Source organism: Companilactobacillus paralimentarius, assembly GCF_963227125.1.
GTDB lineage: Bacteria > Bacillota > Bacilli > Lactobacillales > Lactobacillaceae > Companilactobacillus > Companilactobacillus paralimentarius.
Genome location: NZ_OY724131.1, coordinates 1,732,756 through 1,751,960, shown reverse-complemented (window position 1 = coordinate 1,751,960; position 19,205 = coordinate 1,732,756). Strand labels below are relative to the sequence as shown.

Annotated in this window: 16 protein-coding genes and 1 other annotated feature; of the genes, 10 read left to right on the top strand and 6 right to left on the bottom strand. The window is 34.6% G+C overall.

All coding sequences use genetic code 11. The features are described from left to right. Window positions 1–144 precede the first annotated feature (144 nt). From ACI6PB_RS08500 to ACI6PB_RS08480, 5 genes are all read left to right on the top strand, one after another. A complete protein-coding gene (locus ACI6PB_RS08500; RefSeq protein WP_025086144.1) occupies window positions 145–1,908 on the top strand; it encodes an ABC transporter ATP-binding protein in 1,764 nt (587 codons plus the stop codon). Then, complete coding sequence (locus ACI6PB_RS08495) at window positions 1,898–3,694, top strand: ABC transporter ATP-binding protein (RefSeq protein WP_025086143.1); 1,797 nt, start codon at window positions 1,898–1,900, stop codon at window positions 3,692–3,694. Before ACI6PB_RS08500 ends, ACI6PB_RS08495 begins: the two co-directional genes overlap by 11 nt. Before the next feature lie 112 nt (window positions 3,695–3,806). After that, complete coding sequence (locus ACI6PB_RS08490; protein ID WP_404327297.1) at window positions 3,807–4,658, top strand: DUF3737 family protein; 852 nt, start codon at window positions 3,807–3,809, stop codon at window positions 4,656–4,658. A gap of 13 nt (window positions 4,659–4,671) precedes the next feature. Beyond that, a complete protein-coding gene (locus ACI6PB_RS08485) occupies window positions 4,672–5,838 on the top strand; it encodes a MalY/PatB family protein (protein WP_404327296.1) in 1,167 nt (388 codons plus the stop codon). Window positions 5,839–6,101: 263 nt separating this feature from the next. Beyond that, entirely contained in the window at window positions 6,102–7,337 is a 1,236-nt protein-coding gene (locus ACI6PB_RS08480) for an acetate kinase (protein ID WP_309510823.1), read from the top strand. 179 nt (window positions 7,338–7,516) lie between these two features. Here ACI6PB_RS08480 and ACI6PB_RS08475 read toward each other — a convergent pair whose 3' ends face one another. The 3 genes from ACI6PB_RS08475 to ACI6PB_RS08465 form a co-directional block, all read right to left on the bottom strand. Beyond that, window positions 7,517–8,059, bottom strand: coding sequence for an AAA family ATPase (locus tag ACI6PB_RS08475; protein WP_056955814.1), 543 nt, complete (start codon window positions 8,057–8,059; stop codon window positions 7,517–7,519). A gap of 80 nt (window positions 8,060–8,139) precedes the next feature. After that, the gene (locus ACI6PB_RS08470; RefSeq protein WP_404277847.1) at window positions 8,140–8,835 is read right to left on the bottom strand and encodes a hypothetical protein; all 696 of its coding nucleotides are present in this window, start codon (window positions 8,833–8,835) and stop codon (window positions 8,140–8,142) included. Window positions 8,836–8,918: 83 nt separating this feature from the next. Further along, entirely contained in the window at window positions 8,919–9,635 is a 717-nt protein-coding gene (locus ACI6PB_RS08465; RefSeq protein ID WP_056955813.1) for an alpha/beta hydrolase, read from the bottom strand. A gap of 75 nt (window positions 9,636–9,710) precedes the next feature. After that, window positions 9,711–9,943 (top strand) — a binding site (T-box leader). 60 nt (window positions 9,944–10,003) lie between these two features. Between ACI6PB_RS08465 and asnS the strand changes: the two genes are divergently transcribed. Beyond that, complete coding sequence (gene asnS / locus ACI6PB_RS08460; protein ID WP_025086240.1) at window positions 10,004–11,395, top strand: asparagine--tRNA ligase; 1,392 nt, start codon at window positions 10,004–10,006, stop codon at window positions 11,393–11,395. Between the two features lie 211 nt (window positions 11,396–11,606). Here asnS and ACI6PB_RS08455 read toward each other — a convergent pair whose 3' ends face one another. Then, window positions 11,607–12,839: an ISL3 family transposase gene (locus tag ACI6PB_RS08455; RefSeq protein WP_227005137.1), complete on the bottom strand. Its 1,233-nt coding sequence runs from the start codon at window positions 12,837–12,839 to the stop codon at window positions 11,607–11,609. Between the two features lie 497 nt (window positions 12,840–13,336). Between ACI6PB_RS08455 and ACI6PB_RS08450 the strand changes: the two genes are divergently transcribed. The 3 genes from ACI6PB_RS08450 (at window position 13,337) to ACI6PB_RS08440 (ending at window position 16,997) form a co-directional block, all read left to right on the top strand. Beyond that, window positions 13,337–14,371, top strand: coding sequence for an IS30 family transposase (locus ACI6PB_RS08450; RefSeq protein ID WP_059075255.1), 1,035 nt, complete (start codon window positions 13,337–13,339; stop codon window positions 14,369–14,371). 167 nt (window positions 14,372–14,538) lie between these two features. After that, window positions 14,539–15,471 (top strand): ATP-binding cassette domain-containing protein, encoded by a 933-nt coding sequence (locus ACI6PB_RS08445; RefSeq protein ID WP_404327295.1) that lies wholly within the window; start codon window positions 14,539–14,541, stop codon window positions 15,469–15,471. Next, a complete protein-coding gene (locus tag ACI6PB_RS08440; protein ID WP_025086304.1) occupies window positions 15,471–16,997 on the top strand; it encodes an ABC transporter permease/substrate-binding protein in 1,527 nt (508 codons plus the stop codon). The genes ACI6PB_RS08445 and ACI6PB_RS08440 overlap by 1 nt, the downstream gene beginning before the upstream one ends. Window positions 16,998–17,058: 61 nt before the next feature. Here the strand turns inward: ACI6PB_RS08440 and ACI6PB_RS08435 are convergent, their stop codons facing one another. After that, window positions 17,059–17,328, bottom strand: a complete 270-nt coding sequence (locus ACI6PB_RS08435; protein ID WP_034544509.1) for a SemiSWEET family transporter — start codon at window positions 17,326–17,328, stop codon at window positions 17,059–17,061. Between the two features lie 221 nt (window positions 17,329–17,549). Beyond that, window positions 17,550–18,734, bottom strand: coding sequence for an acetate/propionate family kinase (locus ACI6PB_RS08430; protein WP_404327294.1), 1,185 nt, complete (start codon window positions 18,732–18,734; stop codon window positions 17,550–17,552). Between the two features lie 158 nt (window positions 18,735–18,892). Here ACI6PB_RS08430 and ACI6PB_RS08425 point away from each other — a divergent pair, with 158 nt between their 5' ends. Further along, window positions 18,893–19,177, top strand: a complete 285-nt coding sequence (locus tag ACI6PB_RS08425; RefSeq protein ID WP_309510827.1) for a metalloregulator ArsR/SmtB family transcription factor — start codon at window positions 18,893–18,895, stop codon at window positions 19,175–19,177. Window positions 19,178–19,205 lie beyond the last annotated feature (28 nt).

The window sequence follows — 19,205 nt, the reverse complement described above, 5'->3', positions numbered from 1 at the left end:
ATTCTTATTTAATTATGAGAATACCGCTATTTTTTTGTAATAAAATTAAAAAAATAGCCAGAAAACGCTTTCTAAGTTGTGCTGAAGTTAACTTTAGGGTGTAAGGTATTAATAATGTATTTTTTAGATTGTAGGTGAGATAACATGGGGATTTTTTCACGACTCAAATGGTTTTTCAAAAACCAATGGAAACAATATTTAATCGGAGTCATAGCTTTAATAATTGTCGCAATTGTAAATGTTATTCCTCCCAAAATTATTGGAAATGTCGTTGATGCTGTTAGTAAGCGCAATGTCACGGGTAATTTCCTATTAGTAAGTATGCTGATCTTTTTGGGGACAGCGATTGCACAATATCTTTTAAGATTTTTATGGCGAAAAATGATATTTGGAAGTTCTTTCGTTTTAGAGAGAGATTTAAGAAGTCGGCTCTATCGTCAATTTATGAAGATGGATGCTACTTTTTATAAAAAATGGCGTACTGGAGATTTGATGGCACATGCTACCAATGATATCGATGCAGTACGTGATGTTGCAGGACCAGGTATTTTAACTTTAGCCGACTCCATAATTACCGGAACTTCTACTATTCTGGCCATGGGATTGTTTATTGGTTGGAAATTGACGATTTTGGCAGTATTACCACTTATTCTTTTGGGAATTATGGCTAATATTTTAGGAGGCAAAGTTCATGATGCCTTTTCTAAATCACAAGCAGAATTCTCTAGTATCAATAATAAAACGCAAGAAAGTATTGTTGGTATAAAGGTTTTAAAAGCTCTTGGGCAAGAACGTGAAGATGAGGCGGATTTCAATAATTATGTTGATGATAACATCAAGGCTAATCGACGTTCTTATCGTTTAGATGCTCTATTTGATCCGTTGACGACCTTGATCATGGGAATTTCATATGTAATTACGATTATTTTTGGTGGTTTGTCGGTATTGAACAAGCAGATCACAATTGGTCAATTGGTTTCGTTCATTACATATATGACTCAATTAACATGGCCAATGTACGCTGTTGGTAGTCTATTCAACGTTTTGGAACGTGGATCAGCTAGTTATGATCGTATCAGCGACTTATTAGGTGAGAAGTCTTCGTTAATTCGCCCAAAACATGCAATTGAGACAATAACAGATTGTAATTTAGATTTTAATGTCCATTCATTCCATTATCCTGACGATGACAGTGCTACAGCTTTACACGATGTTCATTTTGAATTAAGGGAAGGACAAACGTTAGGAATTGTGGGTCCAACTGGTGGTGGTAAATCAACTATTATCAGTCTTTTGATGCGTGATTTTGACCATTATGATGGCTCAATCAAAATGGGCGAAAATGATATTCGGAAATATGATATCGACAATTACTTAAATACGATTGGTTATGTACCACAGACTAATTTTCTGTTTTCAACTGATATTAGAGATAATGTTCGTTTTGCCAATATGGAAGCTAATCAATCACAAGTTGAGGATGCCAGTCGAGTAGCTGATCTTGATGCTGATATTGAAAAAATGCCAAATGGTTATGATACTGAGGTTGGTGAACTAGGTGTTTCTTTGTCTGGTGGTCAGAAACAACGTTTAGCGATTGCTAGAGCTATTTTGAGTGATCCTAAATTGTTGATTCTGGACGATTCTTTGTCTGCGGTTGACTTCAAAACTGAACGTAATATTGAACAAAGGATTGCTCATAATCGTAAAAATGCAACAACTATTATTGCTGCAAGTCGTTTAAGTTCAGTTGAGGCTGCTGATCAAATTTTGGTTATGGATCACGGTACTATTCTTGAAAAAGGAACTCATCAAGAGTTATTAGCTCAAAAAGGGTGGTATTACGATACCTTCCATTTGCAAGAAAAGACAGCCGAGTTAGAGGGGAGGCTGAATGATGAAAAATAATGAACAAGAGAATATTTTAAAGACGGTACAATCATTGTCTCATAAGGATCGAAACAAGATTTTGAAGTGGCTTTTTCAGTTTGCTTGGGAATTTAAAGTGCAGTTCGGGATTGCCATCGGTTTTGCCATCATTTTGAGTATTATTAATATTATGTTACCCAGAATGTTGCAATACTATATGGATCATTATTTGACTAATCAGAGTACTGGTGTGCAGCTGATTATTGGATTTGCCATTCTTTATGCGATTGGAACCATTATTCAAGCCATTGTCCAGTTCATTCAGAATTTCTTTTTCTCAATGGGTGCTGAACGAACTTTGGAGAAAATTAGAAGTCAATTATTTCATAAATTACACACATTGGGTTTGAAGTATTTTGATGTTACTCCAGCTGGTTCAATCGTGTCACGTGTAACCAATGATACTAAAACTTTATACAACTTTTGGACTTTATTTTTGATGATTATCATTGCGTTATTCTCAATGGTATCCTCATTTATCGCTATGGCTTCAGTTAGTGTACCTTTAGCCATTTTTACAGCCCTGTTCGTGGTACTTTTGTATTTGGTCGTTTGGGTTTACCAACATATCAGTTCGAAAATTTATCAACGTTTACGTGAGTATTTGAGTCAAATCAATACTAAGTTGAATGAGTCTTTAATGGGTATCAGTGTTATTCAACAATTTGGACAACAAGGACGTAAAACGGCTGAATTTGAAAATAAGAATAATGCCTATTATCAAATGCGTTCGCAGATGATCAACGTCAATTCATTCTTGTTGAATCCGATGATCAATCTAATGTTTACCTTGGCGGAATTGGTTGCATTATTAGGTTTTGGAATGAAGAGTATGAATAGTTTGGTGGCAGCGGGTGTGATTTATGCCTTCTTGTCATACCAACAAAACTTCTTTAATCCGTTGTCTAACGTAATGAACTATATGTCTTTCTTCCAAGATGGTTTGGTTGCTGGATATCGTATTATGCGAATGTTCAATAATGATTCCTATGCACCTAAACAAAACGAAACTAGTAAGGAAAAAATTGTTGAAGGCAAAATTGAATTCCGTCATGTTACTTTCGGTTATAATCCTGATGAACCTATTTTGAAGGATATTTCATTTACCGTTGAACCAGGTGAGAATATTGCCTTTGTTGGTCACACTGGTAGTGGAAAGAGTTCAATTATCAATATTATGTTACGTTTCTATGAGTTTGGCGAAGGTCAGATTTTGATTGATGATCATGATATTCGTGATTATTCTACTCAAGAATTACGTCGACAATTAGGGTTGGTCATTCAAGAGCCATATCTATTCTATGGTGATATTGCCAAAAATATTCGTATGTTTGATGACAAAATTACTGATGAACAAGTTGAACAAGCAGCTAAGTTTGTTGATGCGGACGATTTTATTGAGAAATTACCCGAAAAATATCATGCTCCAGTAACTGAACGTGGTGGAAGTTTTTCAACAGGTCAGCGACAATTGATCTCTTTTGCAAGAACGATTGTTAGAAATCCTAAAGTTTTGATTCTGGATGAAGCAACTGCTAATATCGATCCACAAACGGAGCAGAGTATCACGAAGAGTTTGAAAAAGATGCGTGATGATAGAACAACTATTTCAATTGCACATAGATTATCGACAGTTCAAGATGCTGATCAAATTTTGGTATTGAGTGCAGGTAAAATTGTTGAACGAGGTACTCATGAAGAACTATTAGCTTTAGGTGGTAAGTATGCTGAACTGTATGCTCTACAGTCAGTGGAAAATGCTTAGTTATAACAAAAATGTATAATTAAGTATTTGAAATAGGCATTTAACATATCAATAGTAATGGATAATAATTATTATCGTTAGAAAATTTTTACAAAAAAGGTTTGGTAATTATATGAAAAAACAAATAAATGAAGGTTATTTTGATGGTGAACGTCCCTTGTTTAAGGAACATGATGCTCAAATAACAGATACAACTTTTGGTGAAGGTGAGTCTCCACTTAAAGAGGCACGTAATATTGACTTGAATGATGTTGTTTTCAAATGGAAGTACCCACTTTGGTATGATAAACATATTAAGGTCAATGATTCTATTTTTGAAACAATGTCACGTTCAGGTATTTGGTATACTGACGATATTGAAATTAACAATTCAGCACTTCAAGCACCAAAGCTTTTCCGTCGTGCATCTAATATTAAATTAAACAATGTTCATTTTGCTGATGCTGAAGAAACAATGTGGACTTGTAAGGATATCAAAATGAAGGACGTTGAAGTAAACGGTAATTATTTTGGTAAAGATAGTGAAAATATTTATGCTGAGAACTTAAATGTTGTTGGTAATTATGTTTTTGATGGTGCTAAGAATGTTGAAATCCATAATTCTAGTTTTGTTTCAAAAGATGCTTTCTGGAATTGTGATAACGTAGTAATTTATGATTCAAAAATTAGTGGCGAATATCTAGCTTGGAATACTAAAAATATTACTTTGATTAATTGTACAATTGAAAGTGATCAAGGCCTTTGTTATATCGATGGCTTAAAGATGGTTAACTGTAAATTGCTCAGAACTGATTTGGCCTTTGAATATTGCTCAAATATCGATGCTGAAATTACAACTGATTTTATGAGTATTAAGAATCCTATCAGCGGTTCAATTCAAGTTAAATCTGTTGATGAAATTATTTTTGATGATCCTGAAATTGATAAGACTAAGACCTCAATCAAAGTAGCTCAAAAAGTTTAAGGAGAGTGGCCTGATGGATTATGATTTTGAAACATTAAATAAAAAACGTGCTGGAAATTCAGCTAAGTGGGATGTCGGACAAAATGAATTGCCTATGACAATTGCTGATATGGATTTCAAAACAGCTCCAGAAATCATTCAAGCTTTGCAAGATAAGATTTCAATGGGACTATTTGGTTATGAAGAGATTCCTGATGAGTATCGCAAAGCTGTGGCTGATTGGTACGAAACAGAACATCATGTACGTCCACGAGAAGACTGGATGGTATTTGCTACCGGAGTAGTACCTTCTATTTCCTCAGCAGTACGTCGGTTAACTTCGTTAGGTGACAATGTCTTAGTTCAAGCACCAGTTTATAATATTTTCTATAATTCAATAGTGAATAATGGTCGCCATGTAGTTTCGAATGATTTGTTTTATGATCAAGTAAATCATCAGTATTCGATTGATTTTAACGATTTGGAAAAGAAAATGAGTGATCCACTAACTAATATGATGATTCTGTGCAATCCTCACAATCCAGTAGGTAAGATTTGGACTGTTGATGAATTAACTAAGATTGCGGCCTTATCTTTAAAATATGACGTTAAATTATTCAGTGATGAAATTCATGGGGATGTTACTTTTAACGAAAAAGGCTATAATCCTGTTTTCGGATTGGAAGAAAAATATCTTAAGAACGTTATTGTTGCTGTATCACCAAGTAAGACCTTTAACGTTGCCGCTTTGCATGCTTCAACGGTAATCGTACCAGATGCCAATTTAAGAGCTCAGGTGAGTCGAGGATTGAATAGTGAAGAACTAGCAGAACCTAATTTGGTAGCCATTCCTGGAACAATTGCAGCCTATACAAAGGGTCATGAGTGGTTACAGCAATTGAAGAAAAAAGTTTTGGAAAATAGAAAGTTAGTTTTGAACTTCTTGGCTGAGAATGTCCCAGAAATCAAATGGGTTCAAGGCGATGCTACATATTTACTTTGGTTCGATGTTTCTAAAATTACAGAAAATGTTGATGAATTGACTGACTTCATTCGTAAGGATACTGGCTTGATCGTTACACCTGGAGATGTTTACGGTGGAGATGGACAACACTTTATTCGTATGAATATTGCAAGTCCAACAGAAATGATTCAGGATGGTTTGAATCGTCTACAAAAAGGTATAAATGATTATAAGTAGAAAGTGAGAAATGATTTAACCAGTTCTATTTATTATCATTTTTCTAAATCTTTAAAATGGCAGCATCTATTTAAAAACGTATAAATACGTTTATCTTAAATAGATGCTGTTTTTAATTTCTGAATTATTTGAAATAAATGATCATTGCTATGGTAATAACCACATAATTAAGTGGTACGTCCCAATCGTTGACAACGGTTACAAAATATAATATATTAATTGATGAATAAGTATAATATTTTAGTAATTGGTTGGTGATATAGATGTCAAAAGTATTAATTGTTAATTCAGGAAGTTCAACTTTTAAGTGGAAACTATTTAATTTACAAGATGAGAAATGTATCGCTGAGGGTATGGTCGATCGTTTAGGTAAAGAAGATTCCGTGTTTAAAATAAAATTTGATGGAAAGAAATTAAGCGAAAATAAATATGTGCCAACGCATGAGTCTGCTGTGACGTTAACGTTGCATACTTTGCTTAGTATAAAAGCAATTAAAAGTTATGATGAAATCACACGTGTCGGACACAGAGTTGTTGCTGGCGGTACTATTTTTAAAGACTCGGTTGTAGTTGATTCAAAGGTTATAAAGCAAATTAGTGAATTATCAGAACTGGCACCATTACATAATCCTAGTCAGGTTGCAGGAATTGAGGCATTTGAAAAATTATTGCCAGATGCTATACAAGTCGCAGCATTTGATACCTCATTCCATCAAACGCTAAAACCAGCAAACTATTTGTACGGAGTTCCTTATGAATATTACGAGAAATATGGAGTTCGTAAATTTGGTGCACAAGGCATTAGCCATCGATATGTATCTACACAAGCTGCTGAATTTTTAGGAAAACCAATAGATAAACTTCGAATCATTTCTTGTCACTTAGGAAGTGGAGCTTCTATAGATGCTATTGAAAATGGAAAATCAATAGATACATCGATGGGCTTTACTCCAGAGTCAGGTCTAATGATGAGTTCACGTGCAGGGGATATTGATCCATCACTAGTAACATATCTTATGAAGAAGCTAAATATTACTGACGCTGATGAGATGACTGACATCTTGAATAACGAGTCTGGTTTATTAGGCATTTCAGGCATATCACCTGATCTTCGAGATTTAATGGCGGTTAAAGATGAGAATCCAAGAGCTAAATTAGCTGTAGATATGTATATAAATCGAATTGTTAAGTATATTGGTTCATACATTTCTTTGATGAACGGTGTAGATGCTATTATCTTTACTGCGGGAACTGGTGAAAATAATCCGGATATTCGATCAATGATTATGGAACATTTCCGTTATATGGGTATTAAGCTAGATGATGATGCCAATAGAAATAGTAAAGGAACTCGTAAAATCAGTTCAGAGGACTCTCAAAGTGATGTATTAGTTATTCCAACTAATGAGGAGTTAATGATTTTAAGGGACGTTGTTCGTTTAACTGGTAATGAGGATGTTCATAATGATAAGTATCAAGAATCAGTAAGCACATTTTAATAGTAAAAACTTTTGTTCCAGACTAGTAAAAGATTCTATTTATTATTTTTCTTCTGAATTTAAAAAAATAACGGCATCCATTTAGAATAAGCGTATGTAATTACGTTTCTAAATGGATGCCGTTTTAGTTTCTGAAGAAGAAAACTATTTTGACTGTAGTTATTATATTTTTTAAGAGCTTAGAAAAGATTATCCAGTTTAAACTCATTTAAAATTAGTCCAACTTTTTTGTCCAGTGGCAATAGACCGTCAATAACCAAGTCTGCATCACTACTAATATATTTGTCGTGATTAACAAAAATTGGTCTGGCAAAGTTTAAATAAGTTTTAACCCAATCACGTATCTGTTCACCATCCTTGTTTGTGTAATCGCGTAGAATTTGACGAGCAAAGCAAACGTCCAATGGCGTTTTTATATAGATAACTTTGTCGATATAGGGTTTCAATGTGTCATGCTTATACCCAAAGGGAAAGTCGACTAGTATGAAATGATGTTTATTGTAAACTTTAAGGAAGTCATCCATTAGCATACTGATATCATACTGGTTAACAGCCTCCTGAATTGGGGTATCGATAGGTGGTGCGGAAGGTAAGGCATCTATACTGTAGTCGTCAAAAGAAATGAGGCTACAATCAGGTAACTTATGACTTAATTCTTGAATCAGAGTGGTTTTTCCACTGGCAGTGACACCACTTATGACGATGACATAACTTTTTAACATATTTTTCACTTCCTGAAAGTAATATAACTCTTCTATTGGAAAAATAAAAAGGCGTTCAAATATGAACACCTTTTTTGAAACTAATTTGTTTGGGTTTGGTTCAATTCTTGCTTAGGTTTATAAGTATCAGACAAAATCAAGGTATAAGAATTAACGCCGAAGAAGGCGACAATTACCATTAATCCTGTCATGAAGAAACCTAAAAACATGAAGCCTAATCCTAATGCAAGGCCGAAGAGGGCAAAACATAACATTAAGATTTTTGAAACGTTGACAAGACTACGTTCACTTTTAAAGACGTACTTATAAATTACATCGATTTTTCTTGATTTATAGACAACATTTTCAACTTGATGAAGCTCAAGGATTATTCCATATGGTTCAAAGCCATTTTTTATAATATCTTTATCAAAATCAGTCGGAACAACTTTTTTATATCTGCCACCAGTTATTTTTATTGTGGGATAAACTCCTTGAGACATAATCTTTTTTAGATGAGAATTTAGTGGATAGGAGCCGATCACAACAGTTTCAAAACCGGGAATACGGGCTAGGACATTAATTTTCTTATCAAGTACACTTAAGCTGACAATGGCTGAATCAAGATTAGCCAATTGATGAATCCGAAAAATGAATTTATTTTTTAGAATATTTTTATCTTTTTTACCTTCATATAGGTCTTCGGGATTGATAGTTCTTACGTAATTAATATAATTCTCAATAAAAGTTGTTGAATCTTCAGTTAAAGTTAAGTTCTTATCAAATAAAATAGTCATGTTTCCCCCAAAAATTGTAGCGACTAGTGACAGTATAACAAAAATGTATGCGCTTTTGTGGGAATTTATGAAAACGCTTTAATTTATTTGGTAATTTTTTTATTTAGCCAATTTATTAATAATCTGCTTACAATATTTTGTTGTTTTTGATTACTAATAGAAGCAGATTTATCGCCACTCTGTTTGCCATAGCTACCAAAGCCAGCATGATTTCCACCTTGAATTTGTTCATAAAGTGTATTACTTGGTAGTAGTTTTTTGGCTTTATTGTAGTTTTTCCATTTCAAAACGCCATCATTTGAAGCAGTAATTGATAAAACCGGAACCTTAGTTTTCCGTAAATCACCTTTTTTCTCAGGATAGCTGGCTAAGAAAAAGACGCCCTTTAAATTTTTAGGATTATTGTGAGCATAGCGACTAGCCATAGTTCCACCTAATGAGTGACCTCCAATAACATATCCATTATTTTTAGAAACTTGATTAGCTATGTTAGTTTTTAGAACAGCTAGGTCTAATGGAAATCTCACAATGTAAACTGAATATCCCGCTTGAGCAACTTTCTTAGCCCAAATGCTGTAACTCTTGGGTTCCACTAAAGCACCAGGATAGAAAATGACTTTAGGATTTTGGTCGTTTCCTGAAAATTTGGTTATATTGTCATCTGTAGTGCTAATTTTACTAGCTGATATTGCTGCAGTTGAAGGTTGGTATTCCTTATTTTTAACGACAATAATAGAAATCAATATGATTGCGATGATGGCAATAATGATACCAATTAGCCATTTAAAAAATTTTTTCATGATCTTCCTCCTCAATATCTATATTCTACTTTACAATTTAGTCAAAGTTATGCTACATTTAAGAAAATTAATATATCTAAAGATATTAAAAGAAGGAGTACTGTATACTTTATCCACAGGGAGTTAAGGTGAGTGAGAACTTAACGTGTCGGTATATAGGAAAAACATCTTTGTTATTCTAGCTGAAATCATAGGAGAGTAGGTTTAGACGTGACCCAGTACGTTATAATTGGAGAGTATTTAATGTACTTTTGAGGTGTTTTTTAAAAAACTTGGGTGGTACCGCGGAAAGATCTTTCGTCCCTTTTATTGGGGATGGAGGATCTTTTTTTCGTCTACAGTATTCCAGATGTGAAAAGGAGAAATCAATGCAAAACGTTTTAGTTAAAGATTTATATAAAAAAGAATTTGCTGACGGTGATCAAGTCACGCTTAATGGCTGGATTCGTACAATCAGAGGTTCAAAACGAGTAGGTTTTATTGAGTTAAATGATGGTTCATTCTTTAAGAATGTTCAAGTTGTTATTACTAGTGATATGGATAACTATGCTGATGTTGTTAAGTTCCCAATCAGCACAACAATTAAAGTTGTCGGTGAAGTTGCCCTTACTCCTAAGGCACAACAACCATTTGAAATTCATGCTACCGAAGTAGTTGAAGAAGGTGCTTCAGATTCAGATTATCCATTACAAAAGAAAGCTCACTCATATGAATTCATGAGAACTGTAGCTCATTTGCGTCCTAGAACAAATACCTTCTATTCAGTATTTAGAATCCGTTCACTAGCTGCTTTTGCTATTCATGAATATCTACAACACAATGGTTTCGTTTATGTTCACACACCAATTATCACTAGTTCCGATGCTGAAGGTGCCGGTGAAATGTTCCAAGTAACAACATTGGATATGAACAACGTACCAAAGACTGACGATGGCAAAGTCGATTATAATGAAGACTTCTTTAAGAAAGAAACTAACCTAACTGTTAGTGGACAACTAGAAGTTGAACCATTTGCCTTGGCCTTCAGAAATGTTTACACATTTGGACCAACTTTTAGAGCTGAAAACTCACATACTGGACGTCACGCTTCTGAATTCTGGATGATCGAACCAGAAATGGCATTTGCTGACCTTAAAGATGAGATGGACTGTTCAGAAGAGTTACTTAAATATGTTATCAACTATGTAATGGACAATGCTAAAGAAGAACTAGATTTCTTGAACGAAAACGTTGATAATACATTGATCGATCGTTTGAAAGCCACAGCTGGCGAAGAATTTGCTCATGTTACTTATACTGATGCAATCGATATTCTTGAAAAAGCTACTGATGTTGAATTTGAAGTTAAACCTTACTGGGGACTTGACCTCGAATCAGAACATGAACGTTACTTGTCAGAAAAAGTTTACAAGAAGCCTGTCTTTATTACTGACTATCCTAAGGAATTCAAAGCTTTCTACATGCGTGCTAATGATGACGGTAAGACTGTTGCTGCAGCTGACTTGTTAGTTCCTGAAATTGGTGAATTAATTGGTGGTTCACAACGTGAAGAACGTCTTGATAAGCTAGAAAGTAGAATGGCTGAACTTGATATGAACGAAGAAGACTACAAGTGGTACTTAGAATTACGTAAGTACGGTGGTACAGTTCACTCAGGCTTCGGTATTGGTTTTGAAAGATTAGTTATGTACATCACAGGTATGGAAAATATCCGTGACGTCATTGCTTACCCAAGAACACCAGGTAATGCTGAATTCTAGGACAGAGAGCGGAGCAAGCCTGCTTAGATTCTGAGCATTTGTAGCTCGTTTCTACTATAAAGTATAGAATTATGGTTATAAAAAAATAAATGAAGAAGACCAGGGCTATAATCAAAATGATTATGGCTCTGGTCTTTTTTGGGCTGTTCGTCAAATCAAGTTGATGGCGGTTCAAGTTAACAGTTAGACCATAAATGGTCTAGCTGTTTTTTTATTTGGCTGATGAGCTTGCTCGAAGCCAAAACATTTGAATATTTATACGTTCAGTAAAGTTGTTCCAACTACGATATCCATAGGCACTACTTTTTATCTTTTTTATTCTTCCAATGATTCCCTCTAAAAATCCGTTGGAATATTTAAGCTTCAGTGCATTTAATACTTGTTTACGATATTTTCTTAATGATGTCATTGTTTGATCCATAGCGGTATTGAGTGGATGATAATTGAGTAGTATCTGATTCATTGTATCAGTATCGCCTGTTCTAATAGCCTTTAAAATATCTTGATATACTTCGTAGGACTTGGCGAAACCTTCGTCCAAATCTAAACACTTTGTGATTAAATTTAGATCCGTTTCATAATAACCAACACTGTACTGATACTTAGGGTTTATCTTTTCGATGGAATCGAATGATTCCAAGAATTTTTTCCAATCTCTCTTCATGAACAAGTATTCTTTACTTCTTTTAGGCATTCGTTTCATTACCTGTATTCTAGTTGAATTGAGAGAACGATTCATCATCTGAACGATATGAAATCTATCAACAACGACTTTGGCCTTTGGAAACAACTTTGGTACTAAATTAATGTATCCGGCATTTAAATCCAAAGAAATAGTTTTTACCTGTCTTCTGACTTTCAAAGGAAATCGACTGAAGTATTTACTGATTTGATATGAAGTTCTTCTGGGCAAGATATCACCCGTACGATGATTATCGCTATCTAACCAAATAAAGCTCATCTTGTCAGTAGACATAAATTCATCAAATGCCAAGTGCTTAGGAAGATGTTCAGGAAGTGATTTCTTGTGCATCTTGGCTTCTTCATCGATGATACGTTGAACGGTCTTATCGGAGACGTTAAAACGTCTGCCGATATCCTTCAATGATGTATTAAAAGCAGTTTCTGATAAGATCATTTGTCTAACAGGTTGTGCGATTTGACAATATTCCCAAACATAACTAGTTTTGGCTACAAAGATAGAGTTACAAGATTTACATTTATACTTTTGACGTTTCAGACTTATATACGTTGGACGTAATGATAATGATGGAGCGACTATCATATTTTTATTAAATCCATTCTTAACTAAGTGGCCTGCAAGGCCACAGTTAAGACAACGGTCAATCTGTTTAGTTAGCATTGCAAAATAGACTAAGGACTTGATGCCATTAACTAACATAAATTTTGAGTCTTCAGTAAAGATAATATTTTCATCTTTCATTTCAAGAGCGTTTCGTATAGACTTATTACTTAGGGACATCATTCAAATTCCTTTCATTGTGAAGCTGTAGAGGGTAGAACATCTAAAGGTATGGATGGTGTCTTTTTGATGTTCTAAAATAGTTTTATTAATAAATGGTATACAAAAATAGAGTTGATGGCAAAATGCCTATCAACTCTATTTATCGTACAGCCCTTTTTTGTGCTTAAAAAAATAACATTTTTTGACTAGAAGACTTAATTAAATAAATGTATTTAGTTTTACATAAGAATATCATTGTAGATAGTTTCTAAAAAGCATTTTATAAATATATGAAAAAGTTTGACTGTAACGTTGGCGTATAGTTTATTTTATGGAAAGTGAACAAATAAATATTATTATGGCGAATTTTATAATCAAGTTAGCCACTTTAGAAAAATGACAAAATAAAAACACCAAGACGTAAAAATCAGGTATCATTGGAGTTCTCACACAAACAATGAAAGAGGTTTTTCGTCTTGGTGCTAGAACAGAATATCATAAATCGTCCTAAAGGACATCATTTAACTGAAATTGAACGTGGAAAGATTGCTTCCTTTCATTCAATTGGCTACTCGAATCGCCAGATAGCTAAAGCTATCGGCGTTTCACCTCAGACTATTAATAATGAAATTAACAGAGGTACTGTTGAGCAGATCAAGAAAGTTAATGGTAAAGTTCAACACTTGAATTGCTACTTTCCTGACACTGCACATCAAAAGTATGTAAAGAACCGTAAGCTTTGCCATCGTCCTTCTAAATTCGACCAAGTCACAGCCTTTTTAGGCTTCTTTGTAAGCCAGTTCATAGATAATGGATGGTCACCTGATACGGCCGTTGGACGAGCTAAGAACGAAGAATTATTCTTAGTAGATGAAATGGTTTGTACTACTACACTTTACAAATATATTGATGAACAACGACTTGAAATCCGGAATATTGATCTGGTAGAAAAGTCAACTAGACCGACTAAGCAACATACTTCAAAAAAGCATAAGCGTCTACTTGGTCGTAGTATTGAGAAACGCCCTAAAAGTGTTGATAGCAGAGAATCCTTTGGGGACTTTGAGATAGACACGATTGTGGGCAAAAGAAATGGCCATGAGAGTGTCGTCTTAACGCTCATAGAGCGTAAGACACGCTTTGAAATAATGAGACTTATTGACGGTAGAGATGCCGACTCTGTAGATTATGCTATGAAAGAGATCATAAAGAACTATGGTGATCTTATCAATTCAATCACTGCAGACAATGGCCCTGAGTTCTCTAATCTATCATCTGATATGGCTGGCGTTGCGGATGTTTACTTCACACACCCATATACATCTTGTGAACGTGGAACAAATGAAGTACATAATCGAATGATACGTCGTGACTTGCCCAAAGGGCTGTCACTGGATACAGTCAGCCCAAAAGTAATAAGAGACATAGAATTTAAGCTCAACAATATGCCTAGAAAGTTATTGAACTATAAAACGCCACAAGAACTCTTTGCTAGTTCCTGTGGCGCTTAAAGACATATTTATAAACTTCAAATACTGATATCACTTGGATTCAATTTATTTTGTCCAAGTGGCTAACTTGTTATTGAAATTTTCGTAAATATTATTATGCTAATTTTTTGTTTAAAAGTTGGAAGATATTTATTATTAGGGTAAGTTGATTAGAGAGGGGAAATAATTTGATTACCTACAAAGAAGTCGGAATGAAGTACGAGAAAAACGTCGTTTTACATGATATCAATTTGACAATTGATGATGGTGAATTGTTTGTTTTGGTTGGTCCCAGTGGTAGTGGAAAAACTACGTTATTGAGAATGTTGAACCGACTAACAGTTCCTACTGATGGGAATGTTTATTTTGACGATAAGAAGATTAAAGACTATGATGTGCAAAAATTACGTTTAGACATGGGGTATGTATTGCAGGATAGTAGTCTATTCCCTAATCTAAATGTTGAAGATAATATTGCAATTCAATTGGAACAAAAGGGTGTTTCCAAACAAGAACGCCATCAACGTGCTGCTGGATTACTAGAGTCGGTTGAACTTGATCCTAAGAAGTATGCTAAAAGGATGCCTGATGAACTGTCTGGTGGGCAACAGCAACGTGTTGCCATTATTCGCGCTTTAGCAACTAGTCCTAAATTAGTTTTGATGGATGAATCATTCAGTGCTTTAGATCCTGTCTTGAGACGTAAATCACAGGATTTGGTTTTAAAATTGCATGCCAAATATAAGATGACAGTTGTCTTTGTAACACATGATATGCAAGAGGCTTTGCGAATGGGTCAAAAGATTGCCATTTTAAATCAAGGTGAGGTCCAGCAAGTAGGAACACCACATGAGATCATGCAAAATCCAGCCAATGATTTCGTTAAGAAATTCTTTGGTACTAAGACACCACATTGGTGGAATATGGATTTCTTGATTGGGTCCAAAGTTTTAACAGAAATTCAAAACTCAACTGATTATCCTGAGGTGGAGCAGTTTGGCGAATTAGTTAACAGTTTAAAAGATCATACTGAGATAAAGTTTAGCTATCAGAATAAGGCTTATTCATTGACCCCTCAGCAATTGTTAGCATATTTTGAAAAAGAGGGGGACAATCAATAATGCAAATGTTACTACAGACTTTAGTCAGTCAACGTACTGAAATCTTAAAATCATTGTATCAACATATTGGCATTTCTTTTATTTCACTATTGATTGCCATGCTAATTGCAATTCCATTAGCTATCTTATTACGGAACCATCGTCGCTTTGGTGAAGTGGGACTACAAATTGCTGGAATTATTCAGACTATTCCCAGTTTAGCTTTGTTAGGATTATTAATTCCACTTGTAGGAATTGGAACGGTGCCAGCAGTGGTAGCACTAACTATGTATGCTATCATGCCGTTGTATCAAAATACTTATTCAGGATTGACCAATATTGATCCTAATCTGGAGGAAGCTGCGGTTGCCTTTGGATTGTCAAAGTGGAAGAGATTACAACGTTTGGAATTTCCATTAGCCTTACCAATGATTATTTCTGGTATCAGAATTGCTTTAGTTATGATTATCGGTACGGCCACATTAGCCGCTTTTATTGGTGCTGGTGGTTTAGGGGATTATATTATGCTGGGTATTCAACAGAATAATAATTACTATCTAATTATCGGTGGTGTTTTGTCAGCCCTGTTAGCCTTTATTTTCAGTGGCCTTTTGAAATTTATTGGCTCGTCAAAACGTCGGATTTATGCTGGCGGTGTGATAATACTATTGATGTTATTAGGATTTGGTGGCAACAAGGTTTATCAAATGGTAAAACCACAACCAGTCCAAATTACAATTGCTGGTAAATTAGGCAGTGAGCCAGAGATATTGATTAATATGTATAAGGACTTGATCAAACAGGATAATCCTAAGGCTCAAATTACTTTGAAACCTAATTTTGGTGCAACAACATTCTTATATAAGGCATTAAAACGCCAAGATATTGATATCTATCCAGAATTCACGGGTACTGTTTTGGAAGCATTAGTAAAATACGATAAACCAACGCCTAAGAGTCCGGAAAAAACTTATCAAATTGCTAAAAAGGAATTGTCGAAGCAAGAAAATATGAGTTTCTTAAAACCAATGGAATACGAAAATGGTTATGATTTGGCTGTGACCAAGGAATTTTCAAAAAAGTATCACGTTACCAAGTTAAGCGATTTACAACGAGTAAGTGATAAAGTTATTGCCGGATTCGATCCTGACTTTTCTAATCAGGCTGATGGTTATTTAGGATTGAAGAAGAAATATAATTTAGATTTTGCTAACGTTAAACGAATGGAACCTTCTTTACGTTACAAGGCGATTGCTAATGATCGCGTTAATTTGGTAGATGGTTATACGACGGATCCACAAGTTCAACAATATCATTTAGTGGTTTTGAAGGATGATAAGCATTTCTTCCCACCATATCAGGGTGCTCCTTTGATGAATGAGAGCTTTGCTAAAAAAAATCCTGAAGTTGTTAAGAGCTTGAACAAGTTAGCTGGTAAGATCTCTGCTGAAGATATGCAGAAGATGAATTATCAAGTCAGTGTTAAGAATAAAAAGGCCAGTGTTGTGGCTCGTGATTATTTAGTTAAAAAAGGTTTATTAAAATAAAATTTAAAAAACATCTATTCAGAGGTAGCATAAAATTTATGCGCTCTAGATAGATGTTTTTTTAACCAAAATTAAATATTGCAGTGATGAAAGTTGCTGCTCCAAGAAAAATACCAGGAATATTAGCCCAAACAATTGGCCAATCCTTTTCTTTCTTGAGTAATCCATATGCTGTCCAAATAGTACAGTTGATAAAAGCAACGAGTGGTTGTATAGGATTCCCCTTAGTACCAGATAGATTGGATATAATCTGGGGAATATATGAAACATACATCAGAACGGACATGGCGCTCGCGACTGTCCCGATTTTTTCTACTTTTTCTGAACTGATCCTCCGCAATTAAATTAACTTCCTTTCGTATTACAAACTATTTTTATTGTTAGTAAAATATGCATGTTACAAAAAGTCATTGTTGACATAATTAATTCGCATCAATTGACCATAAGTACAAAATAAACCAGACAAAATGTATTGTCAATTGATATGCTGTTTCACAAAATTGAGAAACAAAAAGCGTTAGCCGTTATGACTAACACTTTTTATAAGAAATTTTAATTGTGAATTTCAGCAACTTGACGAACCATCATGAGTTCTTCATCAGTAGGAATCAAGAAAACCTTGATAGCAGAATCAGGACTACTAATGAGTCCCTCTTGAGCGGCTTCGTTCAATTTGTCATCTAGTTTGATATTAAAGATAGAAAGCTCATTGATGATCTGTTTTCTTAACCAAGCATTGTTTTCAGCAATGCCACCGGCAAAGACTAGAGCATCAGCACGATGTAATTCAGTTAGGAAACTACCAGCATATTTAACAACACGGTTAACAAATATATCAATGGCTAACTTGGCTTGTTCATTGGTATCCTCTTGGGCCTTGATGTCACGCATATCGGAAGAGAATTCAGCAATACCTAAGAGACCAGATTTTTGATTGAAGATATCTAGAACTTGATTAGGATCATCAAGTTTTAATTCTTTCATCAAAAAGGGCACTAAGGCTGGGTCGATGTCTCCGGAACGTGTTCCCATTGTGACACCGTTGAGAGGTGTGAATCCCATTGAAGTATCAAAGGCTTTACCATTTTTAACAGCGGCGAGTGATGCACCACTACCTAGATGCATGGTTACCAAGTTGACATCTGATTGTGGCTTATTAAGTAATTCAGCGGCACGTTTGGTCAAGTAAGTGTGAGAAATACCGTGTTCACCATAACGACGAATCTGATATTTCTTAGTTAATTTATATGGCAAACTGTAGATAGCATTCTTTTCAGGTAAGTCGGTAAAGAATTGACTATCGAAGACGGCATATTGTTTAACATTAGGCAAAGTTTCAGCCATTGTTTCAATTCCCTTAGCTTCCATAGGATTGTGAAGGGGTGCAAAATCACTAAGATCTTTAATTTGTTGCAACACGTCAGGTGTAATTTCAACAGCATGCTTGAAGACTTGGCCTCCAGCAACGACACGGTGTGCTACAGCCGTAATTTCTGATAGATCTTTGATAATGTCTAAGTTTTGTAACTCTTCAAAAACCATTTGAGCGGCTTGATTTTGAGTTAAGTTATCTTGTGTTTTCTCGAACTTCTTACCGTTATATTTCATTTTAAATAAGGAAGCAGGGGCATTGATTCTTTCTACGGTACCACTTGCTAGAACCTTTTCGGATGGCATTTCAAACAGTTTCCATTTTAGGGATGAACTACCAGCGTTGACGACCAACGTTTTTTCCATTATGAGATCACTCTTTTCTATTAATATGAAGCTTTCATCATTAAATATGTTATATAAAGAATCGTGTCATTGCAATAACATGGCGACTAATAAATGCCAAATCGTCTTTTTAATACTATATTTTATAAATATTTTAGAAGAAGATTTACAATAGATTTATGAAAATAGATAAAAAAGATATTCAAAGAGCAGAGATATTTAAAGTTTTGTCAGATCCCAATCGGTTACAAATGATTCGAATTCTATATCAAGCGCATCGTGAATTGACTTGTGGTGAAGTCGGTGAAAAATTGGATCTTAGCAAATCAACCGTTTCCTACCATTTTAAGAAACTGCGTAAAGTTGGTTTGACTAATACTAGAAAAGAAGCGCAAATTAAATATTTGTCGATTAATATGGATACCTTTACCGAATTCTTGCCATTTTTTTTAGATACCCTATAAAATTTTGTACTTTAGTTCGATGATCATC